The organism is Flavobacterium sp. GT3R68 (assembly GCF_007109225.1).
Classification (GTDB): domain Bacteria; phylum Bacteroidota; class Bacteroidia; order Flavobacteriales; family Flavobacteriaceae; genus Flavobacterium.
Map to the genome: position 1 here is coordinate 228658 of NZ_VJZK01000002.1, position 17476 is coordinate 246133.

General features: G+C 37.9%; 16 protein-coding genes. 7 read left to right on the forward strand and 9 right to left on the reverse strand.

What is annotated here, in order from left to right; all coding sequences use genetic code 11:
- Positions 1 to 13: 13 nt before the first annotated feature.
- Both FNW07_RS05375 and FNW07_RS05380 read right to left on the reverse strand, forming a co-directional pair.
- Complete coding sequence (locus FNW07_RS05375; protein ID WP_126743558.1) at positions 14 to 421, reverse strand: response regulator; 408 nt, start codon at positions 419 to 421, stop codon at positions 14 to 16.
- A gap of 43 nt (positions 422 to 464) precedes the next feature.
- Positions 465 to 1988, reverse strand: a complete 1524-nt coding sequence (locus FNW07_RS05380; RefSeq protein WP_126743557.1) for a tetratricopeptide repeat protein — start codon at positions 1986 to 1988, stop codon at positions 465 to 467.
- A gap of 214 nt (positions 1989 to 2202) precedes the next feature.
- Between FNW07_RS05380 and lipA the strand changes: the two genes are divergently transcribed.
- Genes lipA through FNW07_RS05395 form a run of 3 tightly spaced genes read left to right on the forward strand, consistent with a single transcriptional unit; the run spans position 2203 to position 6333 of the window.
- Complete coding sequence (gene lipA / locus FNW07_RS05385) at positions 2203 to 3102, forward strand: lipoyl synthase (protein WP_126743556.1); 900 nt, start codon at positions 2203 to 2205, stop codon at positions 3100 to 3102.
- Positions 3103 to 3130: 28 nt separating this feature from the next.
- Complete coding sequence (gap, locus tag FNW07_RS05390) at positions 3131 to 4129, forward strand: type I glyceraldehyde-3-phosphate dehydrogenase (protein ID WP_126743638.1); 999 nt, start codon at positions 3131 to 3133, stop codon at positions 4127 to 4129.
- Between the two features lie 41 nt (positions 4130 to 4170).
- The gene (locus FNW07_RS05395; protein WP_126743555.1) at positions 4171 to 6333 is read left to right on the forward strand and encodes a response regulator; all 2163 of its coding nucleotides are present in this window, start codon (positions 4171 to 4173) and stop codon (positions 6331 to 6333) included.
- Positions 6334 to 6335: 2 nt separating this feature from the next.
- Here the strand turns inward: FNW07_RS05395 and FNW07_RS05400 are convergent, their stop codons facing one another.
- Together FNW07_RS05400 and lpxK are read right to left on the reverse strand one after the other, a co-directional pair.
- Positions 6336 to 7148, reverse strand: coding sequence for a purine-nucleoside phosphorylase (locus FNW07_RS05400; protein WP_126743554.1), 813 nt, complete (start codon positions 7146 to 7148; stop codon positions 6336 to 6338).
- Positions 7120 to 8145, reverse strand: a complete 1026-nt coding sequence (gene lpxK, locus FNW07_RS05405) for a tetraacyldisaccharide 4'-kinase (RefSeq protein ID WP_126743553.1) — start codon at positions 8143 to 8145, stop codon at positions 7120 to 7122. The genes FNW07_RS05400 and lpxK overlap by 29 nt, the downstream gene beginning before the upstream one ends.
- A 102-nt stretch (positions 8146 to 8247) precedes the next feature.
- Here lpxK and FNW07_RS05410 point away from each other — a divergent pair, with 102 nt between their 5' ends.
- The 4 genes from FNW07_RS05410 to rluF all read left to right on the forward strand — a co-directional run bounded on the left by FNW07_RS05410 (position 8248) and on the right by rluF (position 12009).
- Positions 8248 to 9342 (forward strand): Nif3-like dinuclear metal center hexameric protein, encoded by a 1095-nt coding sequence (locus tag FNW07_RS05410; protein ID WP_126743552.1) that lies wholly within the window; start codon positions 8248 to 8250, stop codon positions 9340 to 9342.
- Between the two features lie 3 nt (positions 9343 to 9345).
- Complete coding sequence (locus FNW07_RS05415) at positions 9346 to 10125, forward strand: zinc ribbon domain-containing protein (protein ID WP_126743551.1); 780 nt, start codon at positions 9346 to 9348, stop codon at positions 10123 to 10125.
- Between the two features lie 36 nt (positions 10126 to 10161).
- Positions 10162 to 11010: an alpha/beta hydrolase gene (locus FNW07_RS05420; RefSeq protein ID WP_126743550.1), complete on the forward strand. Its 849-nt coding sequence runs from the start codon at positions 10162 to 10164 to the stop codon at positions 11008 to 11010.
- A 186-nt stretch (positions 11011 to 11196) separates the two neighbouring features.
- Positions 11197 to 12009 carry a 23S rRNA pseudouridine(2604) synthase RluF gene (gene rluF, locus FNW07_RS05425; protein WP_126743549.1) on the forward strand — a complete coding sequence of 271 codons (813 nt, stop codon included), beginning with the start codon at positions 11197 to 11199 and terminating at the stop codon, positions 12007 to 12009.
- Here rluF and FNW07_RS05430 read toward each other — a convergent pair whose 3' ends face one another.
- The 5 genes from FNW07_RS05430 to argS all read right to left on the reverse strand — a co-directional run bounded on the left by FNW07_RS05430 (position 12010) and on the right by argS (position 17216).
- Complete coding sequence (locus FNW07_RS05430) at positions 12010 to 12417, reverse strand: DUF1801 domain-containing protein (protein ID WP_126743548.1); 408 nt, start codon at positions 12415 to 12417, stop codon at positions 12010 to 12012.
- Between the two features lie 38 nt (positions 12418 to 12455).
- On the reverse strand, positions 12456 to 13343 hold the full coding sequence (locus FNW07_RS05435) for a bifunctional 5,10-methylenetetrahydrofolate dehydrogenase/5,10-methenyltetrahydrofolate cyclohydrolase (protein ID WP_126743547.1): 888 nt from the start codon (positions 13341 to 13343) through the stop codon (positions 12456 to 12458).
- A gap of 117 nt (positions 13344 to 13460) precedes the next feature.
- Positions 13461 to 14798, reverse strand: a complete 1338-nt coding sequence (ffh, locus tag FNW07_RS05440) for a signal recognition particle protein (RefSeq protein ID WP_126743546.1) — start codon at positions 14796 to 14798, stop codon at positions 13461 to 13463.
- 116 nt (positions 14799 to 14914) lie between these two features.
- A complete protein-coding gene (locus tag FNW07_RS05445) occupies positions 14915 to 15379 on the reverse strand; it encodes a hypothetical protein (RefSeq protein ID WP_126743545.1) in 465 nt (154 codons plus the stop codon).
- A 58-nt stretch (positions 15380 to 15437) separates the two neighbouring features.
- Positions 15438 to 17216, reverse strand: coding sequence for an arginine--tRNA ligase (gene argS, locus FNW07_RS05450; protein WP_126743544.1), 1779 nt, complete (start codon positions 17214 to 17216; stop codon positions 15438 to 15440).
- Between the last annotated feature and the right edge of the window lie 260 nt (positions 17217 to 17476).

The following is a 17476-nucleotide window of genomic DNA, read 5'->3' on the forward strand; positions in this document are numbered from 1 at the left end:
TATCTTTTTTTGTTTAAAGCTTCTGAGCGCTTTGAAAATCTTTTAAACGAATAAGCTTTTCAATTGTCAAAGGCTTTGAAATGAAATTGAAAACATATTTGGATTTATTGGCTCTGCTTATATCTTCAGGATTTACGGAAGAACTCAGCATATAAATTTTGCAGTCTGGATTTATAAGTTCTGGCGTATCTTCAATTTTGTTTAAGAAACCAAAGCCATCTGTCTCGGGCATCCTAATATCCAGAAAAATGATTTCAGGCTGTTCTTCAGGTAAAGCCGATTTGGAATTCAGATACTCAACTCCGTTGGCAACAGAATCGAATGCAATTACATTTTCGGCAAATTTCGCCAATTCCAGCACTTTTGTAGCAATCAGACGATCAAAATATGAGTCGTCAATTACCATAACATTATTATACATAGTAGGTTTGTTTTTAACTTTGAAACTTGGGGAAATTCCAAAATCATATTTTTTTTTCTTTCGTATCGTTAATTACTTGTATTACTACTTCATCCAGATTGTTTGCCAATATATTAATCCCTTCAATCAGTTCCTTATTGGCAGGATCGTCCGGTTTATTGAAATTAAATAATTGTGACAGTCCCAGAATCGAAGCGATTGGCCCTCTGATTTCATGAGATTGTATCCTGATCAATTTCGCCATCGCATTATCATGCGATCTCATTTGCTTGATAAGATAGCGGACTATGGTAAAAATCACAATGAAAAGAATCAAAATACCGGAGATATACAACATCCGATCATTTTCATCTTCAAGCTGATTGATTTCTAACTCTTTGTTTTTAATGATAATATCTTTATTTTTTAAAGATAAATCCCGTTTGGTTTCCAATTTAGACAACTCAATTTGAGACTGCTTCGAAAATATAGAATCCCTTAATAAAATACTACTTTTTAACGTAGAATATGCCATTTTATAGTTCTCTGCGAGCGTATAGGCCTCAGTAAGGTTTTCGCTAAACTCGATTTGTGGAGCTGAAAAGCCAATGTCTTTGCAAATAGCTACAGCATTTTCCAAATGATGAATTGCCGAACGGATGTTATTTGAATTTTTACCTATTGTAACATTTTTAGGATCCATTTCCATCCGCAGATACGTATTTCCCAAATTACCATTATTGATGGCAATATTATTTTTAAAACCTAATTCTTCACTAATTCGCAACGCTTCAGAATGATAATGAACTGCTTTTTCGTATTCTTTAAGCTTAATATAGACAATCCCGATATTGGCCATATTGCCCTGAACCGAATTCGGCATTCCCAAATCCTGATTGGTTTTTAAAGCTGAAAAAAGATAATCCAAAGCCTTCTGATACTCTTTTCCCGACTGAAAAACACGAGCCATATTCCCCATACAGCGGGCAATATCCCTTTGACTTCCGGATTCATTATAGATATCTAACGCTTGTGAATAATATTTTTTCGTCTTATTATACTTTTTCTGTTCGTAATAAACATGTCCAATATTCTCCAGAACCTGAGCGGTATTAGGATCTTTTTTAAACTCTTCATAAATTTTTAAGGCTTCAAAAGAATTCCTTAATGCTTCGGGATATTTGCTTAGTCCCAAATAAATCTCACTAACATTCGCATAAATGGAAGCTACACTCCTTTTATCTTTCAGTTTCTGATATTGCGCCAAAGCTTTTTGATTGAGTGCTATCGCCTTGCCGTATTCTGTTTTTACATTATAATTGACAGCCAGCATTGCGATTGAGGCAGCTATCCCCTTTGGATAATCCAATTTTTCTGACAATGCCAATGCGACATTCGAATATTTAACACCTTCATCAGGATTTAAATTGGAATATGCAAATGAGATTTCATGGAGGAATTTGACCTTAAGAGTGTCATCTTGTTTTCTGGGAAGTTCAACCAAAAGAGAATCAATCTTCGCTTGTTGCTTGGTCTGCCCCAATAATAAAAAGGGCAACAGCAGAAATATGAAACAGCTAATTCTCATCTGATTTGGTCTTGCGAAACTTTTATTTTCGCTGAACAATATATAAAAATATATTATCCGACAAAAGAAAAATATGCAAAATCCTAAATATAATAATCTTTAAGAATCCAAAATCATGTTATAGAGCATTCTCTTCTCTCTAACATCAAATTAACGAATAAAGAATACACAACTAAATTCCATTGCCTATCTTTGTGCTTTCAAAATTGTTACTATGGAAAGTGTTTTAGATAATGCCTTACCGACGGGAACCCGAGGCGGAGCCGAACTCAGCGGAGCTAAACCGAAATGGTTAAAAGTAAAATTGCCTATTGGTCAAAAGTATACCGAACTCCGGGGTTTAGTTGACAAATACAGCCTTAATACGATCTGTACTTCAGGAAGTTGTCCGAATATGGGCGAATGCTGGGGCGAAGGAACGGCAACATTTATGATTTTAGGGAATATCTGTACGCGTTCTTGTGGTTTTTGCGGTGTAAAAACCGGAAGACCTGAAACGGTGGATTGGGATGAACCTGAAAAAGTAGCCCGTTCCATTAAAATCATGAACATCAAACATGCCGTAGTAACGAGTGTCGACAGGGATGATTTGAAAGATGGCGGTTCGATTATCTGGATTGAAACCATCAAGGCTATCCGAAGAATGAATCCTACGACAACATTGGAAACATTAATTCCTGATTTCCAGGGCATCGAGAGAAATTTGGACCGCATTGTAGAAGCAAATCCGGAAGTGGTTTCACACAATATGGAAACTGTGCGACGCTTAACGAGAGAAGTACGGATTCAGGCAAAATACGACCGAAGCTTAGCGGTGTTGAAATACCTTAAAGAGCAAGGAATTAACCGCACAAAATCTGGGATTATGCTTGGATTAGGCGAACAGGAAGAAGAAGTAATTCAGACACTCTATGATTTGCGTGACGCAAAAGTTGATGTGGTGACTATTGGCCAATATTTACAACCCAGTAAAAAACATTTACCTGTAAAGGAGTTTATAACACCGGACCAGTTTGCAAAATATGAGAAAATTGGATTGGAATTAGGTTTCCGCCATGTAGAAAGCGGGCCGTTGGTTCGTTCCTCTTATAAAGCACAAAAACATATTTTGTAAGCCTCTAAAAATATATTTTTTGGAAAAAGTGAAAACAAGAATTGCTATTAACGGCTTTGGACGAATTGGACGAAATTTATTCCGTTTACTTTTAGACCATCCCCAAATTGAAGTAGTTGCCATCAATGATATCGCTGATAAAAAAACCATGGCACACTTGGTTAAATACGACAGCATTCATGGCGTTCTGCCTTTTATCGTGTCGCATGATGACAACGGAATTGTCGTCGACGGAAAATCCTACTTATTTTCGCAGCAAAAAAAAATCTGCCATTTAGAATGGAAATCATTGGACATTGATATCGTCATTGAAGCTACGGGAAAATACAAAACCTTTGACGAAATTAATGCGCATATTCTGGCTGGAGCCAAAAAAGTAATTCTCACTGCTCCCTCAGAAACCGATGCAATAAAAACGGTCGTATTGGGCGTAAATGAAAATATTCTCGACGGAACCGAAACGATTATATCTAATGCAAGCTGCACAACGAATAACGCTGCTCCCATGATGAAGGTCATTGACGAACTATGCGGAATCGAACAAGCCTACATTACCACAATACATTCATACACAACAGATCAGAGTTTGCACGATCAGCCCCATAAAGATTTACGCCGGGCGCGTGGCGCTTCACAATCCATTGTTCCAACGACAACCGGAGCAGCAAAAGCACTGACCAAAATTTTTCCTAAACTCGACAATAAAATTGGCGGTTGTGGCATCCGCGTTCCAGTTCCTGACGGTTCCCTGACCGACATTACTTTCAACGTAAAAAGACAAGTATCGATAGCAGAAATTAATGCAGCATTCAAAACTGCTTCAGAGTCTAACCTGAAAGGGATTCTTGACTATACCGAGGATCCCATCGTATCCGTAGACATCATAGGCAATAGGAATTCCTGTGTATTTGATGCCCAATTAACGTCCGTAATTGACAAAATGGTAAAGGTGGTGGGATGGTATGACAACGAAATTGGATACTCTTCCAGAATAATTGATTTAATTATTTTAACATTTAACAAATAATTCGCTATATTTAGCTTTTATTATATAAAATACGAGTTTAAATGAAGCAATTTATACTATTCTTTATTTTATTCAGTTCCCTTATATATTCTCGAGAGCGCCCAGCTACCCGTGAATCTGACAGCGTGGGTTATTATTTAGGCCTCGCGAAATTCAACACCAAAACCAACAACTACAAAAACGCCCTTACCAATACTCAAAAATCAATTGATTACGCTAATGCACACAAGAGCGTAATCGACAAAGCATACACCTTTTCGTCGTTAGGTTCTATTTACTTGGAATTAAAAAAGTACGATGATGCTATTATCACTTTCAAAAAAAGCCTGACATTATACAAAACCTTGGTACCATCCTCCGAAGAAGCTTTTTCCTTCTACAGTTTAGGTTTGTGTTATATGGAAAAAGGCAATTATTCCAAAGCCGAAGTGTTTTTTGATAAAGCAGAAACCATTTATGAAAAAATCCGAATCCCCAAAGCCATTGAACTGTTAAATCTGCAGAAAGGCCTTCTATACAGGGCCAAAGGAAAAAACCAATTGGCTGCGACCATTTTTACGTCCATAATTTCTAAAAAAGACAATGACGATAAAATTAAAGCGGAAGCCTTATATCAGATCGGCACCATTGAATCCAAAAACAATAGAAATAATTTAGCGCTAAATTACCTGAATCGGGCTCTGAACCTAAATTCTAAAAACCATGACATTGATTTAAAAGCGAAAATTTATGAAGCTTTAAGTCATGCCTATGAGAAAAATTCTGAAATCCCAAATTCTCTTTTTTACCTCAAAAAACACATCGCACTCAAAGACAGTATCGCTACGCTTAATAAAGAAAAAATTGAGGACCAGGATTATACCAAATTCAAGGACGATGAGCAGTTGAAAACCATTGCTCAAATGGATAAAGAGAAAAAGCAACAGGAAAAAGCCAGCAAATTTGCCAAGCTGATCAGTATTCTTGCGATTGCATTGATTTCTATCCTGTCATTATTAAGTTTGTCTTTGTACAAAAACAATATCATTCGGAACCAATCCAACCTTTTGCTTAAAGAAAAAAATAAAGAATTACAGATAGCAAAAGAGAATGCCGAGAAAGCATCAAAATCTCGTTCGGAATTCCTATCGACCGTAAGCCACGAATTGCGAACACCTTTGAATGCCATTAATGGAATTACTCATCTATTATTGGAAGAAAAACCGAAAAAAAATCAGCTTGATTATTTGAACTCCCTCCAGTTTTCGGGAAATTATCTGCTGACGTTCATCAATGAAATATTGGAAATCAACCGGATCGAGTCCAGCACAGTCGAGGCAGAAAACATCAATTTCAACCTCAAACTATTGTTGGCGAACATTCAGCAATCCTTAAAAGAATTGGCCAGCAACAATAATAACAAGTATTTGATTGAAATAGATGATAACATCCCTGATAATCTGATTGGGGACCCAACGAAACTGTCGCAGATTTTCATGAACTTAATTAATAATGCCTTAAAATTCACGAAAAACGGTGAGGTAAAAGTCATCGCCAAACTTAATTCACTGAACAAAGAATCGGCTTCGGTGTATTTTGAAGTATTGGATACCGGTATTGGAATCCCGGAAGACAAACTGGAAACTGTTTTCGATAGTTTCTCCCAAGGTTCCATTGAAATCAACAGAAAATATGGCGGAACTGGTTTAGGCCTGAATATCGTTAAAAAATTAATTGATATTTTGGGCGGCAAAATCAAATTAGAAAGTAAAGTAGATTTTGGCTCCACTTTTTCATTCGATCTTAATTTTAAATTAGGAACCGAAATGGCTGTTGCAGTTACCAAACAATATGATGAATCTTTGCTTGCCAATAAAAAAATACTGCTGGTAGAAGACAATAAAATCAATCAGATGATTACCAAAAAAATGCTCGAGCATAAGAAAATGATATGCGAAGTAATCGAAAATGGTGAAGAAGCGATTGAAAATGTCAAAGACCACAAGTATGATTTGATATTAATGGACGTCCATCTTCCGGGAATTAACGGAACAATTGCCACTGAAGAAATCAGAAAGTTTGATGACCATACGCCGATTATTGCTTTGACAGCGATATCGTTGGATGAAAACAGGGAAATGCTTTTATCTTTCGGAATGAATGATGTGATTACCAAACCTTTTGACCCAAATAATTTCTACAAGGTAATCGCGCAGAATATTTAAAACTAATATCTTATTATCAGCTCCTTAATCAGGTTTCTAACATGAGGCTCGGCTTTTTCGGCAGCTTTAAGTACTTCCGCGTGGCTCACTTCATCAATGTTATCCTCATCGCCCATATCGGTGATTACAGAAACTCCAAAGCACTCCATATCCATATGACGAGCGACAATCACTTCCGGCACGGTTGACATACCAACACAATCACCACCTAATATTTTGACCATTCTGTATTCGGACAACGTCTCGAAAGTCGGTCCCTGCAAACCTAAATAAACCCCATCTTTAACTTCAATTTGCAGATCTGAAGCTACTTCTTTCGCCTTCCCAATCATTTTTTTGGAATATGGCTCGCTCATGTTCAAAAATCGTGGACCAAAGCGTTCTTCATTCCTACCTCTCAAAGGATGTTCCGGCATCATATTGATATGATCTTTGATAATCACAATATCACCCACTTTATAATTAGGATTCACCCCTCCTGAAGCATTTGAAACTACCACTTTATTGATTCCTAGATATTTCATGACACGCACCGGAAAGGTCACCTCTTTCATGGAATAACCTTCATAAAAATGAAAACGGCCCTGCATCGCGACGACCTTTTTTGTTCCAATGGTTCCAAAAACCAAAGCTCCTTTATGTCCTTCTACGGTAGATACCGGGAAATTCGGGATTTCATTATAAGGCAATGTAAATTCGATTTCAATGTCATCGGTAAAACCGCCTAATCCGGAACCTAAAATAATACCATATTCGGGTGCAAAATTGATTTTTGATTGAATATAACTAACGGTTTCCTGTACTTTTTCCCACATAATTTGTAATAGTTTTATCAAAATCCGAACCTCCGGCCAGAAAAGAACTTTTTATCGGTAAATAAAAAAGCTGATGTCCCGGAATACTGCCTTTCAATCTCATGAAATCCTTCTCGGTAGTAATTATGATCTTGTTTTGTGATTTGTTTTTAATTTCTAAAATATCTTTGTCATCAAAATGATGATGATCCGGAAAAGTCATACAGACATCACCCGGATTTTGCAAATATGCAAAAAACGGTTCAGGTTTCGCAATCCCTGCCAAAAGTAATTTATCAACACTCTGCAGATCACTCACTTTTATCTGCTGGTTTTCGGAATAAACGAAATCATCGTACTCTATATAAGTGAAGTATAATTGCTGACTTTTAGCGAGATTTAATTTTTTGGTAATATTATTTTGCTCTTCGATAGAAAGATCTGGAGGACATTTGGTCACAATCACAACAGTCGCCCGTTTGGCTCCGCTTCTGCTTTCCCGTAAATTACCCGTTGGTAAAATATAATCGTCCACATACAAATCACCGTAAGCGGTCAGTAAAATATATAAACCGGCCTTCACTTTTCTATGCTGAAAAGCATCATCCAATAATATCACTTCCGGTTTTTCAGATTGGGAAAGCAATTGTTCGATACCGTTTTTGCGATTGGCATCAACAGCCACCTGAATGTTTTTGAATTTCTGATAAAACTGAAAAGGTTCATCTCCAAGAATGGAAGCGTCTGATGTGGCATCTGCCAAGATAAAACCTTCAGATTTTCTTTTATACCCACGACTGAGCGTCGCTATTTTATAATTTTTGGAAAGCAGTCGTATTAAATATTCAATTTGCGGGGTCTTACCGGTCCCACCAACACTGAGATTGCCCACGGCTATAATTGGTAAATCAAAAGTATATGATATTAAAATTCCCTTATCGAACAGGAAATTGCGGATACTCGTGATGACACCATACAAAATGGCAAATGGGAAGAGTATTTTTCGCAGTAAAATCATTTTACGAAAGTATAATATTTTATCTTTGAATAGAAATAAATGTGTACTTATTGATTTGCGGCTCATCCAAATAAAATTCCAATAATTCAACAATCTTTTACCATGAAAATTAAAGAAATCCTTACCATACTTGATGAAATGGCGCCCCTGGCCTATGCTGAAGACTTTGACAACGTTGGGTTATTGGTAGGCAATCTGGATATGGAAGCAGCCGGAGTTCTGGTTTGCCATGATGCTTTGGAAAATGTAATTGATGAAGCCATCGCAAAAAAATGTAATCTGGTGGTTTGTTTCCACCCGATTGTTTTTTCAGGATTAAAAAAAATAACAGGCAAAAACTATGTGGAACGTTCGATTATTAAAGCCATCAAAAATGATGTTGCCATCTATGCCGTTCATACCGCTTTAGACAACCATAAGGATGGGGTGAATAAAATATTTTGTGATGCGCTGGGACTAACTAACGCAAAAGTCCTCATTCCAAAATTAAATTTTATCCGGAAGTTAGTGACTTATACGATTCCCGAAAATGCCGAAAAAGTCCGGAATGCCTTATTTGATGCCGGCGCGGGAAACATTGGAAATTACGAAAACTGCAGTTTCAATTCGAAGGGTATCGGAACCTATATGGGCAATGAACACAGCAACCCTGAAATTGGCGAACGTTTTGAGTTTGTAGAAGGCGACGAAATCAAAATCGAAGTCATTTTTGAAAAACATCTGCAGGCCAAAATCCTCAAAGCGCTTTTTAACAACCATGTGTATGAAGAAATTGCGTACGAAATATATGACCTTCAAAATCAGCACCAAAGCATAGGTCTGGGGATGATTGGGGAATTAAAGCACCCGATGAACGAAAAGGATTTTCTCACTTTTGTAAAAGAAAAAATGGAAGCTAACGGTATCCGCCATTCCGAATTTACGGGAAAACCAATCAAGAAAGTGGCCGTTCTGGGCGGCTCGGGAAGTTATGCGATAAAAAATGCGATCATGGCCGGTGCGGATGCCTTTTTAACCGCCGATTTGAAATATCATCAGTTTTATGAAGCTGAAAATCAGTTACTTTTGGCAGATATCGGACATTTTGAAAGCGAACGCTATACAAAAAATTATATTGTTGATTATCTTCGGAAAAAAATCCTTAATTTTGCAATTATTTTTTCTGAAGAGAATACAAATCCAGTTAAGTACTTATAAAATATGGCGAATACGAAAGAACTAAGTGTAGAAGACAAGTTAAGAGCATTATACGATTTACAATTAATCGATACTAGAATTGACGAAATCAGAAATGTAAGAGGGGAACTTCCTTTAGAAGTGGAAGATTTAGAAGATGAAGTGGCTGGTTTAAGCACACGTTTGGAGAAACTTAAGACTGATTTGGATGGTATTGAAGAACTCATCAAAACCAAGAAAAATGCAATTGACGAGCACAAAGAATCAATCAAAAAATATACAAAACAACAAGATACTGTTCGTAACAACAGAGAATTCAACTCTTTAACCAAAGAAGTTGAATTTCAGGAGTTGGAAATCCAATTGGCTGAAAAGCAGATTAAGGAAATGAAAGCTTCTATCGAACATAAGAAAGAAGTGATTTCTGGATCAAAAGAGCGGTTGGAAACTAAATCCAGCCACTTAAAGCATAAAAAATCAGAACTTGAAGCAATCATGTCTGAAACTGCTAAAGAAGAAAACTTCTTATCAGAAAAATCATCCGAGTACCAGGAATTAATTGAAGAAAGATTATTGGCCGCCTACAACCGAATCAGAACAAGTGTTCGCAACGGTTTAGCTGTAGTTTCTATCGAAAGAGGCGCGTCAGCAGGTTCATTCTTTACTATTCCGCCACAAACACAAGTGGAAATAGCATCCAGAAAAAAGATCATTACCGATGAGCACTCGGGAAGAATATTAGTCGACAGCTCTCTGGCCGAAGAAGAAAGAGAGAAAATGGAGCTCTTATTCTCTAAAATTTAAGTAAATTTAAGCCACGCTAAGCGTGGCTTTTTTATTATGAAACAGCTATCTTTTTTCCTGTTCACTAAGACTCTTGGATTGTACATTAATTTACTAAGTTTTGTATATCCAAGGAAGGCCTCTCAATTGGCTTATGCTTTCTTCAGTGAACCGAGAGATGGAAGATTATCGAAAAACAATCTGCCCGGAATCCTGCAGGAAACCCAAACCGAAACGTTCCAAAAAGACGATCATTTCTTTCAAACGTATACCTGGAAAGGCAATGATACCGTAATTTTACTGGTTCACGGTTGGGAAAGCAATGCCTCGAGATGGGAAAACATATTGCCTTACCTGAAAAAATCGGGAAGCACCATCATCGCTCTCGACGGACCCGCACACGGACTGTCCAGCGGAAAGGAATTCAGCATTCCAAAATATGCCGAATTCATTAATCTGGCGGTCGAAAAATTCAAGCCTCACTACCTGATCGGACATTCCATCGGCGGAAAAGCCATCCTTTATTACCAATCGTTATACCAAAATACTACGATTCAGAAAATGGTCATTTTGGGTGCTCCGAGTGATTTCAAAATAATACTCAACAATTATATCACCCTATTGAGCCTGAATGCCAAGATTTCCAAAGCACTGGAAGACCATTACTTTACGCATTTCAAACTTAAACTTGAAGAGTTCTCCGCAAAATTATTCGCTTCCAAAATACAAATCAAAGGTTTTATTGCCCACGATGTGGATGATACCGTCGTCTTATTTGAAGAAGGAAAAAAAATTGCCGGCAGCTGGAAAGACGCCATTTTCATTGAAACCAAAGGATTAGGACACAGCATGCACGATGACGACCTATACCAAAAAGTCTCCCGATTTTTGTTTGAAGCAGAATAACCGGAATTTTAATGACCGTTCTCTCCCGCTATTCGTTGCAATCCGCGTAAAAAAACGCGGGATTTCCACTCTTATCGGGGCTATAAATCAGGGTCTGGATTCCAAAAAAACATCTCCTGACTTCATATTATTAATTTTCTAAACGAGCAAAGCCAACCAACAATCTAAATTGCTTACTTTTGCATTATGGAAGAAAATCTAAAACGTCTTAATAAATTCATCGGTGAAACCGGCTATTGTTCCCGTCGTGAAGCCGACAAGCTTATTGAAGAAGGACGGGTTACCATCAACGGTATCGTACCGGAAATGGGAACCAAAGTGTCGACAACTGATGAAGTCCGTATTGACGGAAAGCTTATCGTCGAAAAAAATGAGAAACCAGTGTATTTGGCCTTCAATAAACCTGTAGGAATTGAATGCACTACCAATCTGGACGTCCGTAATAACATCGTAGATTACATCAATTATCCAAAAAGGATTTTCCCTATCGGACGTTTGGACAAAGCCAGTGAAGGTTTAATATTTATGACCAACGACGGCGATATCGTTAATAAAATTCTTCGTGCCCGAAACAATCACGAAAAAGAATATACGGTTACCGTAAACAGACCGATTACCGATCGTTTTATTGAACGCATGGGAAATGGCGTACCTATTTTGGACACCGTAACCCGAAAATGTAAAGTCGAACAAATCAGCAAATACATTTTTAAAATTATCCTGACACAAGGGCTGAACCGTCAGATCCGTCGCATGTGCGAATATTTGGGTTACGATGTTACAGCGTTGAAGAGAATCCGAATTATTAATATCTCTCTGGACATTCCCGTTGGACGATTCCGTGATTTAACGGATACTGAAATAAAAGAATTAAACCAGCTTATTGAACCTTCGAGCAAAACAGAGGAAGCCAGTCTGCCAAAAGCAGAGCCCGCAATAAAAAAAACAGAATTCATCAAAAGAGATGATCCCCGATTCAAAAAACGAGGGGATTATTAATTATTGGATTTTCCTTCGCTTGGCCTTAACAAGCTTTTCATCAAGTGAGACAGCATCGTAAATCTGCTGTTTTAACAACGGAACGTCAATTTCCTGAATGGAAGTGAAAATCAGTTTGGACATGAAATTTTCCGATTTAAAAGTTTCATCAGAAAGCAAATCACCCTTGCAAAATCCAATCGCCACTCCTTCCTCAACTTTTCCCCACGGAACAGAAGCCGGCCAGATATAACAAATACGGGAATGCCGATAATAAAAAGGGACATTATAGGCCAATTTTTCCTTGCAGTCAAAAATACAGTCCAATATAATTTTGCGCAGAAATTGAACAATTTCCAGTTCCTTTTCCGGCAGGTGATCCAGAAATTCATCGATACTCTTAAACTGCATTCCTTGCGGATTTCCCATATCTTAAAAAAAGCCACGCTGAGGCGTGGCATATGATTTTATAAATTTTTAAATCGTTTCTGTTCCCTTGCCAGCAGCGTATTTTTCAGCAGCATCGCAATGGTCATCGGTCCTACTCCACCTGGAACGGGCGTAATGAAAGATGCTTTTTTGCTGACATTCTCAAAATCAACGTCACCGGTAATCACATAACCTTTTTCGGTAGAACTATCCGCTACTCTTGTAATTCCGACATCAATAACTACGGCACCGTCTTTTACCATTTCGGCTTTCAGATAATTCGGAACACCCAAAGCAGTGATGATGATATCAGCCTGTGTGGTGATTTGCGCAATATTTTTGGTATAACTGTGTGTCACTGTAACCGTGGAATTCCCGGGAAACCCTTTTCTTCCCATAAGGATGCTCATCGGACGTCCTACAATATGACTGCGGCCAATAACTACAGTATGTTTTCCCTGAGTTTCCACATTGTATCTTTCCAATAATTCCAGAATTCCAAATGGCGTAGCAGGTATGAAAGTAGTCATATCCAACGCCATTTTTCCAAAATTTTCAGGATGAAAACCATCCACATCTTTACTTGGATCAATAGCCATCAGTACTTTTTGAGTATCGATCTGATCGGGTAATGGTAACTGAACGATAAATCCATCGATATTATCATCCATATTCAGTTCGCTGATTTTCATCAGAAGCTCCGTTTCGGAAGTTGTGCTCGGCATTTTAACCAATGTAGATTCAAAACCTACGCGTTCGCAAGCAGTAACTTTACTTCCCACATACGTCAGACTGGCGCCATCATTACCTACGATAATAGCAGCCAGGTGAGGCACTTTTTCATTATTTTCCCGCATCTTCTGAACCTCAGCGGTGATTTCAATCTTGATGTCCTCGGATACTTTTTTTCCGTCTAGTAGTTGCATTGTAAATAGTTTAGTTGTGAAGTCCCCACGGAGAATCTTCGTTGTAGTTTTGTTGTTGTTTTATATAAAAAAAAGGTTTAAAGTTTCAACAGACTGAAGCTTTAAACCTTACAAATATTATCTCATCCCATTCATGCCGCCCATCATTTTCATCAGGTTTTTTCCCCCCGGGCCTTGCATCATTTTCATCATTTTACTCATCTGGTCGAACTGTTTCATCAATTGATTGACCTGCTCGATTTTAGTTCCGGAACCTTTTGCGATTCTGGTTTTTCTTTTTACATCGATGATGGACGGTTTCGTTCTTTCACTCGGAGTCATCGAGTGGATGATGGCTTCAATATGTTTGAAAGCGTCGTCTTCAATCTCCACATCTTTCATCGCTTTGGAAGCTCCGGGAATCATACCGACCAAGTCTTTCATGTTACCCATTTTCTTCACTTGCTGAATTTGGGTCAGGAAATCATCAAAACCAAATTCATTCTTTGCAATTTTCTTTTGTAACTTTCTGGCTTCCTCCTCATCAAATTGCTCGTGTGCTCTTTCCACCAACGACACAACATCTCCCATTCCAAGGATACGTTCCGCCATACGGATTGGATAGAATATATCAATTGCATCCATTTTTTCGCCGGTACCAACAAATTTGATTGGTTTGTTAACTACCGATTTAATAGAAATTGCAGCTCCTCCACGGGTATCTCCATCTAATTTGGTAAGGATAACTCCGTCAAAGTTCAATCTGTCGTTGAACGCTTTTGCAGTGTTTACAGCATCTTGTCCCGTCATGGCATCCACAACGAACAAGGTTTCCTGCGGCTGAATGGCTTTATGAACGCGTTCGATTTCATCCATCATTTCCTCATCCACTGCCAAACGACCCGCCGTATCTATAATCACGACATTGAATCCGTTTGCTTTGGCATGCTTGATAGCGTTTTGAGCAATCTCTACAGGATTTTTGTTTTCTGGTTCCGAGTAAACCTCAACTCCGATTTGATCCCCTACAACATGCAACTGGTTGATTGCTGCAGGGCGGTATATATCACACGCTACTAAAAGCGGTTTTTTATTCTTTTTGGTTTTAAGAAAATTTGCCAATTTTCCGGAGAAAGTTGTTTTTCCAGAACCTTGCAGACCCGACATTAAGATTACTGTTGGCGCTCCCGAAAGATTGATTCCGGCTACATCACCACCCATTAATTCGGTCAGCTCATCTTTAACTAATTTGACTAACAATTGTCCCGGCTGAAGCGTGGTCAATACATTTTGTCCAATTGCTTTTTCTTTTACCTTAGTGGTAAAATCTTTGGCAATCTTGAAATTGACATCGGCATCCAACAAAGCGCGGCGCACTTCTTTCAAAGTATCGGCTACGTTTACTTCGGTGATTTTACCGTGTCCTTTTAGTATATGAAAGGCTTTATCTAGTTTATCGCTTAAATTATCGAACATAATAGTGTCTTTTATTGAAGTGCAAATTTAAGGATTTGATTTTGAAGTTTTATCGATTATCTGAATAAAAAAACCAGTCCGAAAAGACTGGTTAGTAATATACTCAATTTTGATTTTTAATTTTTTTCAAAAGTCAGGTAGTCTGTTCCACCATTACCTCCACTTATATCAATAAGTTGGATTTTGGTACTGGTTTGCGAAACGATATCCCAGTCATCTGATAAATCTATAAAATTAATCGGAGAGGCGAATAGAATAGTAAAATCCAGATCACCGCTCGGATCATCATCATCGGTACTATTGTCGGCCGTAACGGACCATGAACCTGTATAGGCATTAACGCCATTGGTAGCTGTTAAAACATTGGAAGCACCAAAGGTAAATGCATACCCCGAAAAATTCGCTGTCTCATTATTATCCGATTCGATAAAACTGGTAATCCGCCATGTTCCCTGCGTCATCAGATTGATTACGGGTGTCGGATTTTGAGAAGAGGACGAATTATCGTCGGAACTACACATCGAGGCTGTAGTCAACATGAAAATCAAAGCTAATAAGGAAAGAAATGATAATTTTTTCAAAAGTAATTTATTTAGGGCATTTTAAGGCTACTAAAGATACAACAATTAACTCACGGAATTACATTCGTTCCGGAACATCAATACCTAATAATGCAAATGCAGAAGCAATGGTTTCTGCAACTTTTTTGGATAATTGTACGCGGAAAATTTTCTTGGTGACATTCTTTTCTCCCAAGATAAATACACTTTGGTAAAACGAATTATATTCTCTGACCAAATCATAGGTGTAATTGGCAATCAAGGCCGGACTGTGGTTTTGCGCCGCATTCTGAATCACTTCAGGATAAAGCTCTAATTGTTTCAGAAGTTCTTTTTCCTTTTCGTGTAATTCGGAAGCTTCTGTTATGGCGCTGTAATCAAAGTTGGCCTTGCGTAAAATCGACTGGATTCTCGCATACGTATATTGAATGAACGGTCCTGTATTTCCAGCAAAATCAACTGATTCTTCCGGATTGAAAAGGATACGTTTTTTGGGATCGACTTTCAGAATATAATATTTCAGCGCACCCATGCCGATCGTGTTGTATAAATTTATCTTTTCTTCTTCCGAATACCCTTCCAGTTTACCTAAATCTTCCGATATTTTTTGGGCGGTTTCGGTCATTTCATTCATTAAATCATCCGCATCAACGACAGTTCCTTCGCGGCTTTTCATTTTTCCGGAAGGCAAATCCACCATTCCGTAAGATAGATGAAACAGGTTTTGAGACCAATCAAATCCTAATTTTTTCAAAATCAAAAACAATACTTTGAAATGATAATCCTGTTCATTTCCAACAGTGTAAACCATCCCTCCTACATCCGGAAAATCCTTGACACGCTGAATGGCAGTCCCGATATCCTGTGTCATGTATACCGCAGTACCGTCCGAACGCAGCACGATTTTTCGGTCGAGCCCGTCTTCTGTCAAATCAATCCAAACCGAACCGTCCGGGTCTTTTTCGAACACGCCTTTTTCCAAACCAATCTGAACCACATCTTTTCCTAATAAATAGGTATTGCTTTCGTAATAATATTGATCAAAATCAACACCCATACTTTTATAAGTAGTCGCAAAACCATCATAAACCCATTGGTTCATCATGTTCCAGAGCGCTTTTACTTTTTCATCACCCGCTTCCCATTTCAAAAGCATTTCCTGCGCTTCTAAAATAATCGGAGCGGTTTTTTTAGCTTCTTCCTCGGTCTTACCTTCTGAGATTAATTGATTGATTTCTTCTTTATAAGCTTTATCAAAAGCAACATAATAGTTACCCACTAATTTGTCGCCTTTTAAACCCGTTGACGCCGGCGTTTCACCATTGCCAAATTTTTGCCATGCCAGCATCGACTTACAGATATGGATTCCACGGTCGTTAATAATTTGCGTTTTATATACTTTCTTCCCCGAGGCTTTGATAATTTCAGCTACAGAATAACCCAAAAGATTATTACGAACGTGTCCCAAATGGAGCGGTTTGTTAGTATTTGGTGAAGAATATTCTACCATAATCGCTTTATCTCCGGGAGTTGGCGTAACGAAACCATATTTGGAATCATCTTTTATTCCATTAAAGAAATTAAGATAATATTGGTCAGCGATGACAATATTCAAAAAGCCCGAAACGACATTAAAGCGATCCACTTCCGCTACATTTTCAACCAAATAGTTTCCTATTTTGTTTCCTAATTCCACCGGATTGCTTTTGATCACTTTCAACAAGGGAAAAATCACCATCGTAATATCCCCCTCAAATTCCCGGCGTGTCGCTTGAAATTCAACTTTGTCAATAGCAATGTCAAATAAGGCCTGAATGGCTTTTTCAATAGAAGGCGTGAGAATCTGAGATAGTGTCATTTGTCTTTTTTTAAGGGCGTAAAGATAGTCAATATGGAGTAAACTCAAAAACAGAAAAAGGAGATAATTATGTTTTAAAAAATACAAAAAGACCGATAAACTGACAATTTCGCATTTTTTTCAAAAATAACTGTAACATTTTATTCATTTTGCAGTCTAGTTGAATATCCCAATTAAAGATACTTGTTAATAAATGTTAAACTTTGTATAAAATAGTACTTTGTATTGCATACTATAGTAAATAAGAATACATTTGCAGC

What these genes read in the sequence shown, in the direction of transcription:
- FNW07_RS05415 (WP_126743551.1), top strand. Translation starts at nt 9,346, where the DNA reads ATGGCGAATACGAAAGAACTAAGTGTAGAAGACAAGTTAAGAGCATTA.
- FNW07_RS05420 (WP_126743550.1), top strand. Translation starts at nt 10,162, where the DNA reads ATGAAACAGCTATCTTTTTTCCTGTTCACTAAGACTCTTGGATTGTAC.
- argS (WP_126743544.1), bottom strand. Translation starts at nt 17,216, where the DNA reads ATGACACTATCTCAGATTCTCACGCCTTCTATTGAAAAAGCCATTCAG.
- FNW07_RS05430 (WP_126743548.1), bottom strand. Translation starts at nt 12,417, where the DNA reads ATGGGAAATCCGCAAGGAATGCAGTTTAAGAGTATCGATGAATTTCTG.
- FNW07_RS05435 (WP_126743547.1), bottom strand. Translation starts at nt 13,343, where the DNA reads ATGCAACTACTAGACGGAAAAAAAGTATCCGAGGACATCAAGATTGAA.
- lipA (WP_126743556.1), top strand. Translation starts at nt 2,203, where the DNA reads ATGGAAAGTGTTTTAGATAATGCCTTACCGACGGGAACCCGAGGCGGA.
- rluF (WP_126743549.1), top strand. Translation starts at nt 11,197, where the DNA reads ATGGAAGAAAATCTAAAACGTCTTAATAAATTCATCGGTGAAACCGGC.
- FNW07_RS05380 (WP_126743557.1), bottom strand. Translation starts at nt 1,988, where the DNA reads ATGAGAATTAGCTGTTTCATATTTCTGCTGTTGCCCTTTTTATTATTG.
- FNW07_RS05400 (WP_126743554.1), bottom strand. Translation starts at nt 7,148, where the DNA reads ATGTGGGAAAAAGTACAGGAAACCGTTAGTTATATTCAATCAAAAATC.
- ffh (WP_126743546.1), bottom strand. Translation starts at nt 14,798, where the DNA reads ATGTTCGATAATTTAAGCGATAAACTAGATAAAGCCTTTCATATACTA.
- FNW07_RS05410 (WP_126743552.1), top strand. Translation starts at nt 8,248, where the DNA reads ATGAAAATTAAAGAAATCCTTACCATACTTGATGAAATGGCGCCCCTG.
- FNW07_RS05395 (WP_126743555.1), top strand. Translation starts at nt 4,171, where the DNA reads ATGAAGCAATTTATACTATTCTTTATTTTATTCAGTTCCCTTATATAT.
- lpxK (WP_126743553.1), bottom strand. Translation starts at nt 8,145, where the DNA reads ATGATTTTACTGCGAAAAATACTCTTCCCATTTGCCATTTTGTATGGT.
- FNW07_RS05375 (WP_126743558.1), bottom strand. Translation starts at nt 421, where the DNA reads ATGTATAATAATGTTATGGTAATTGACGACTCATATTTTGATCGTCTG.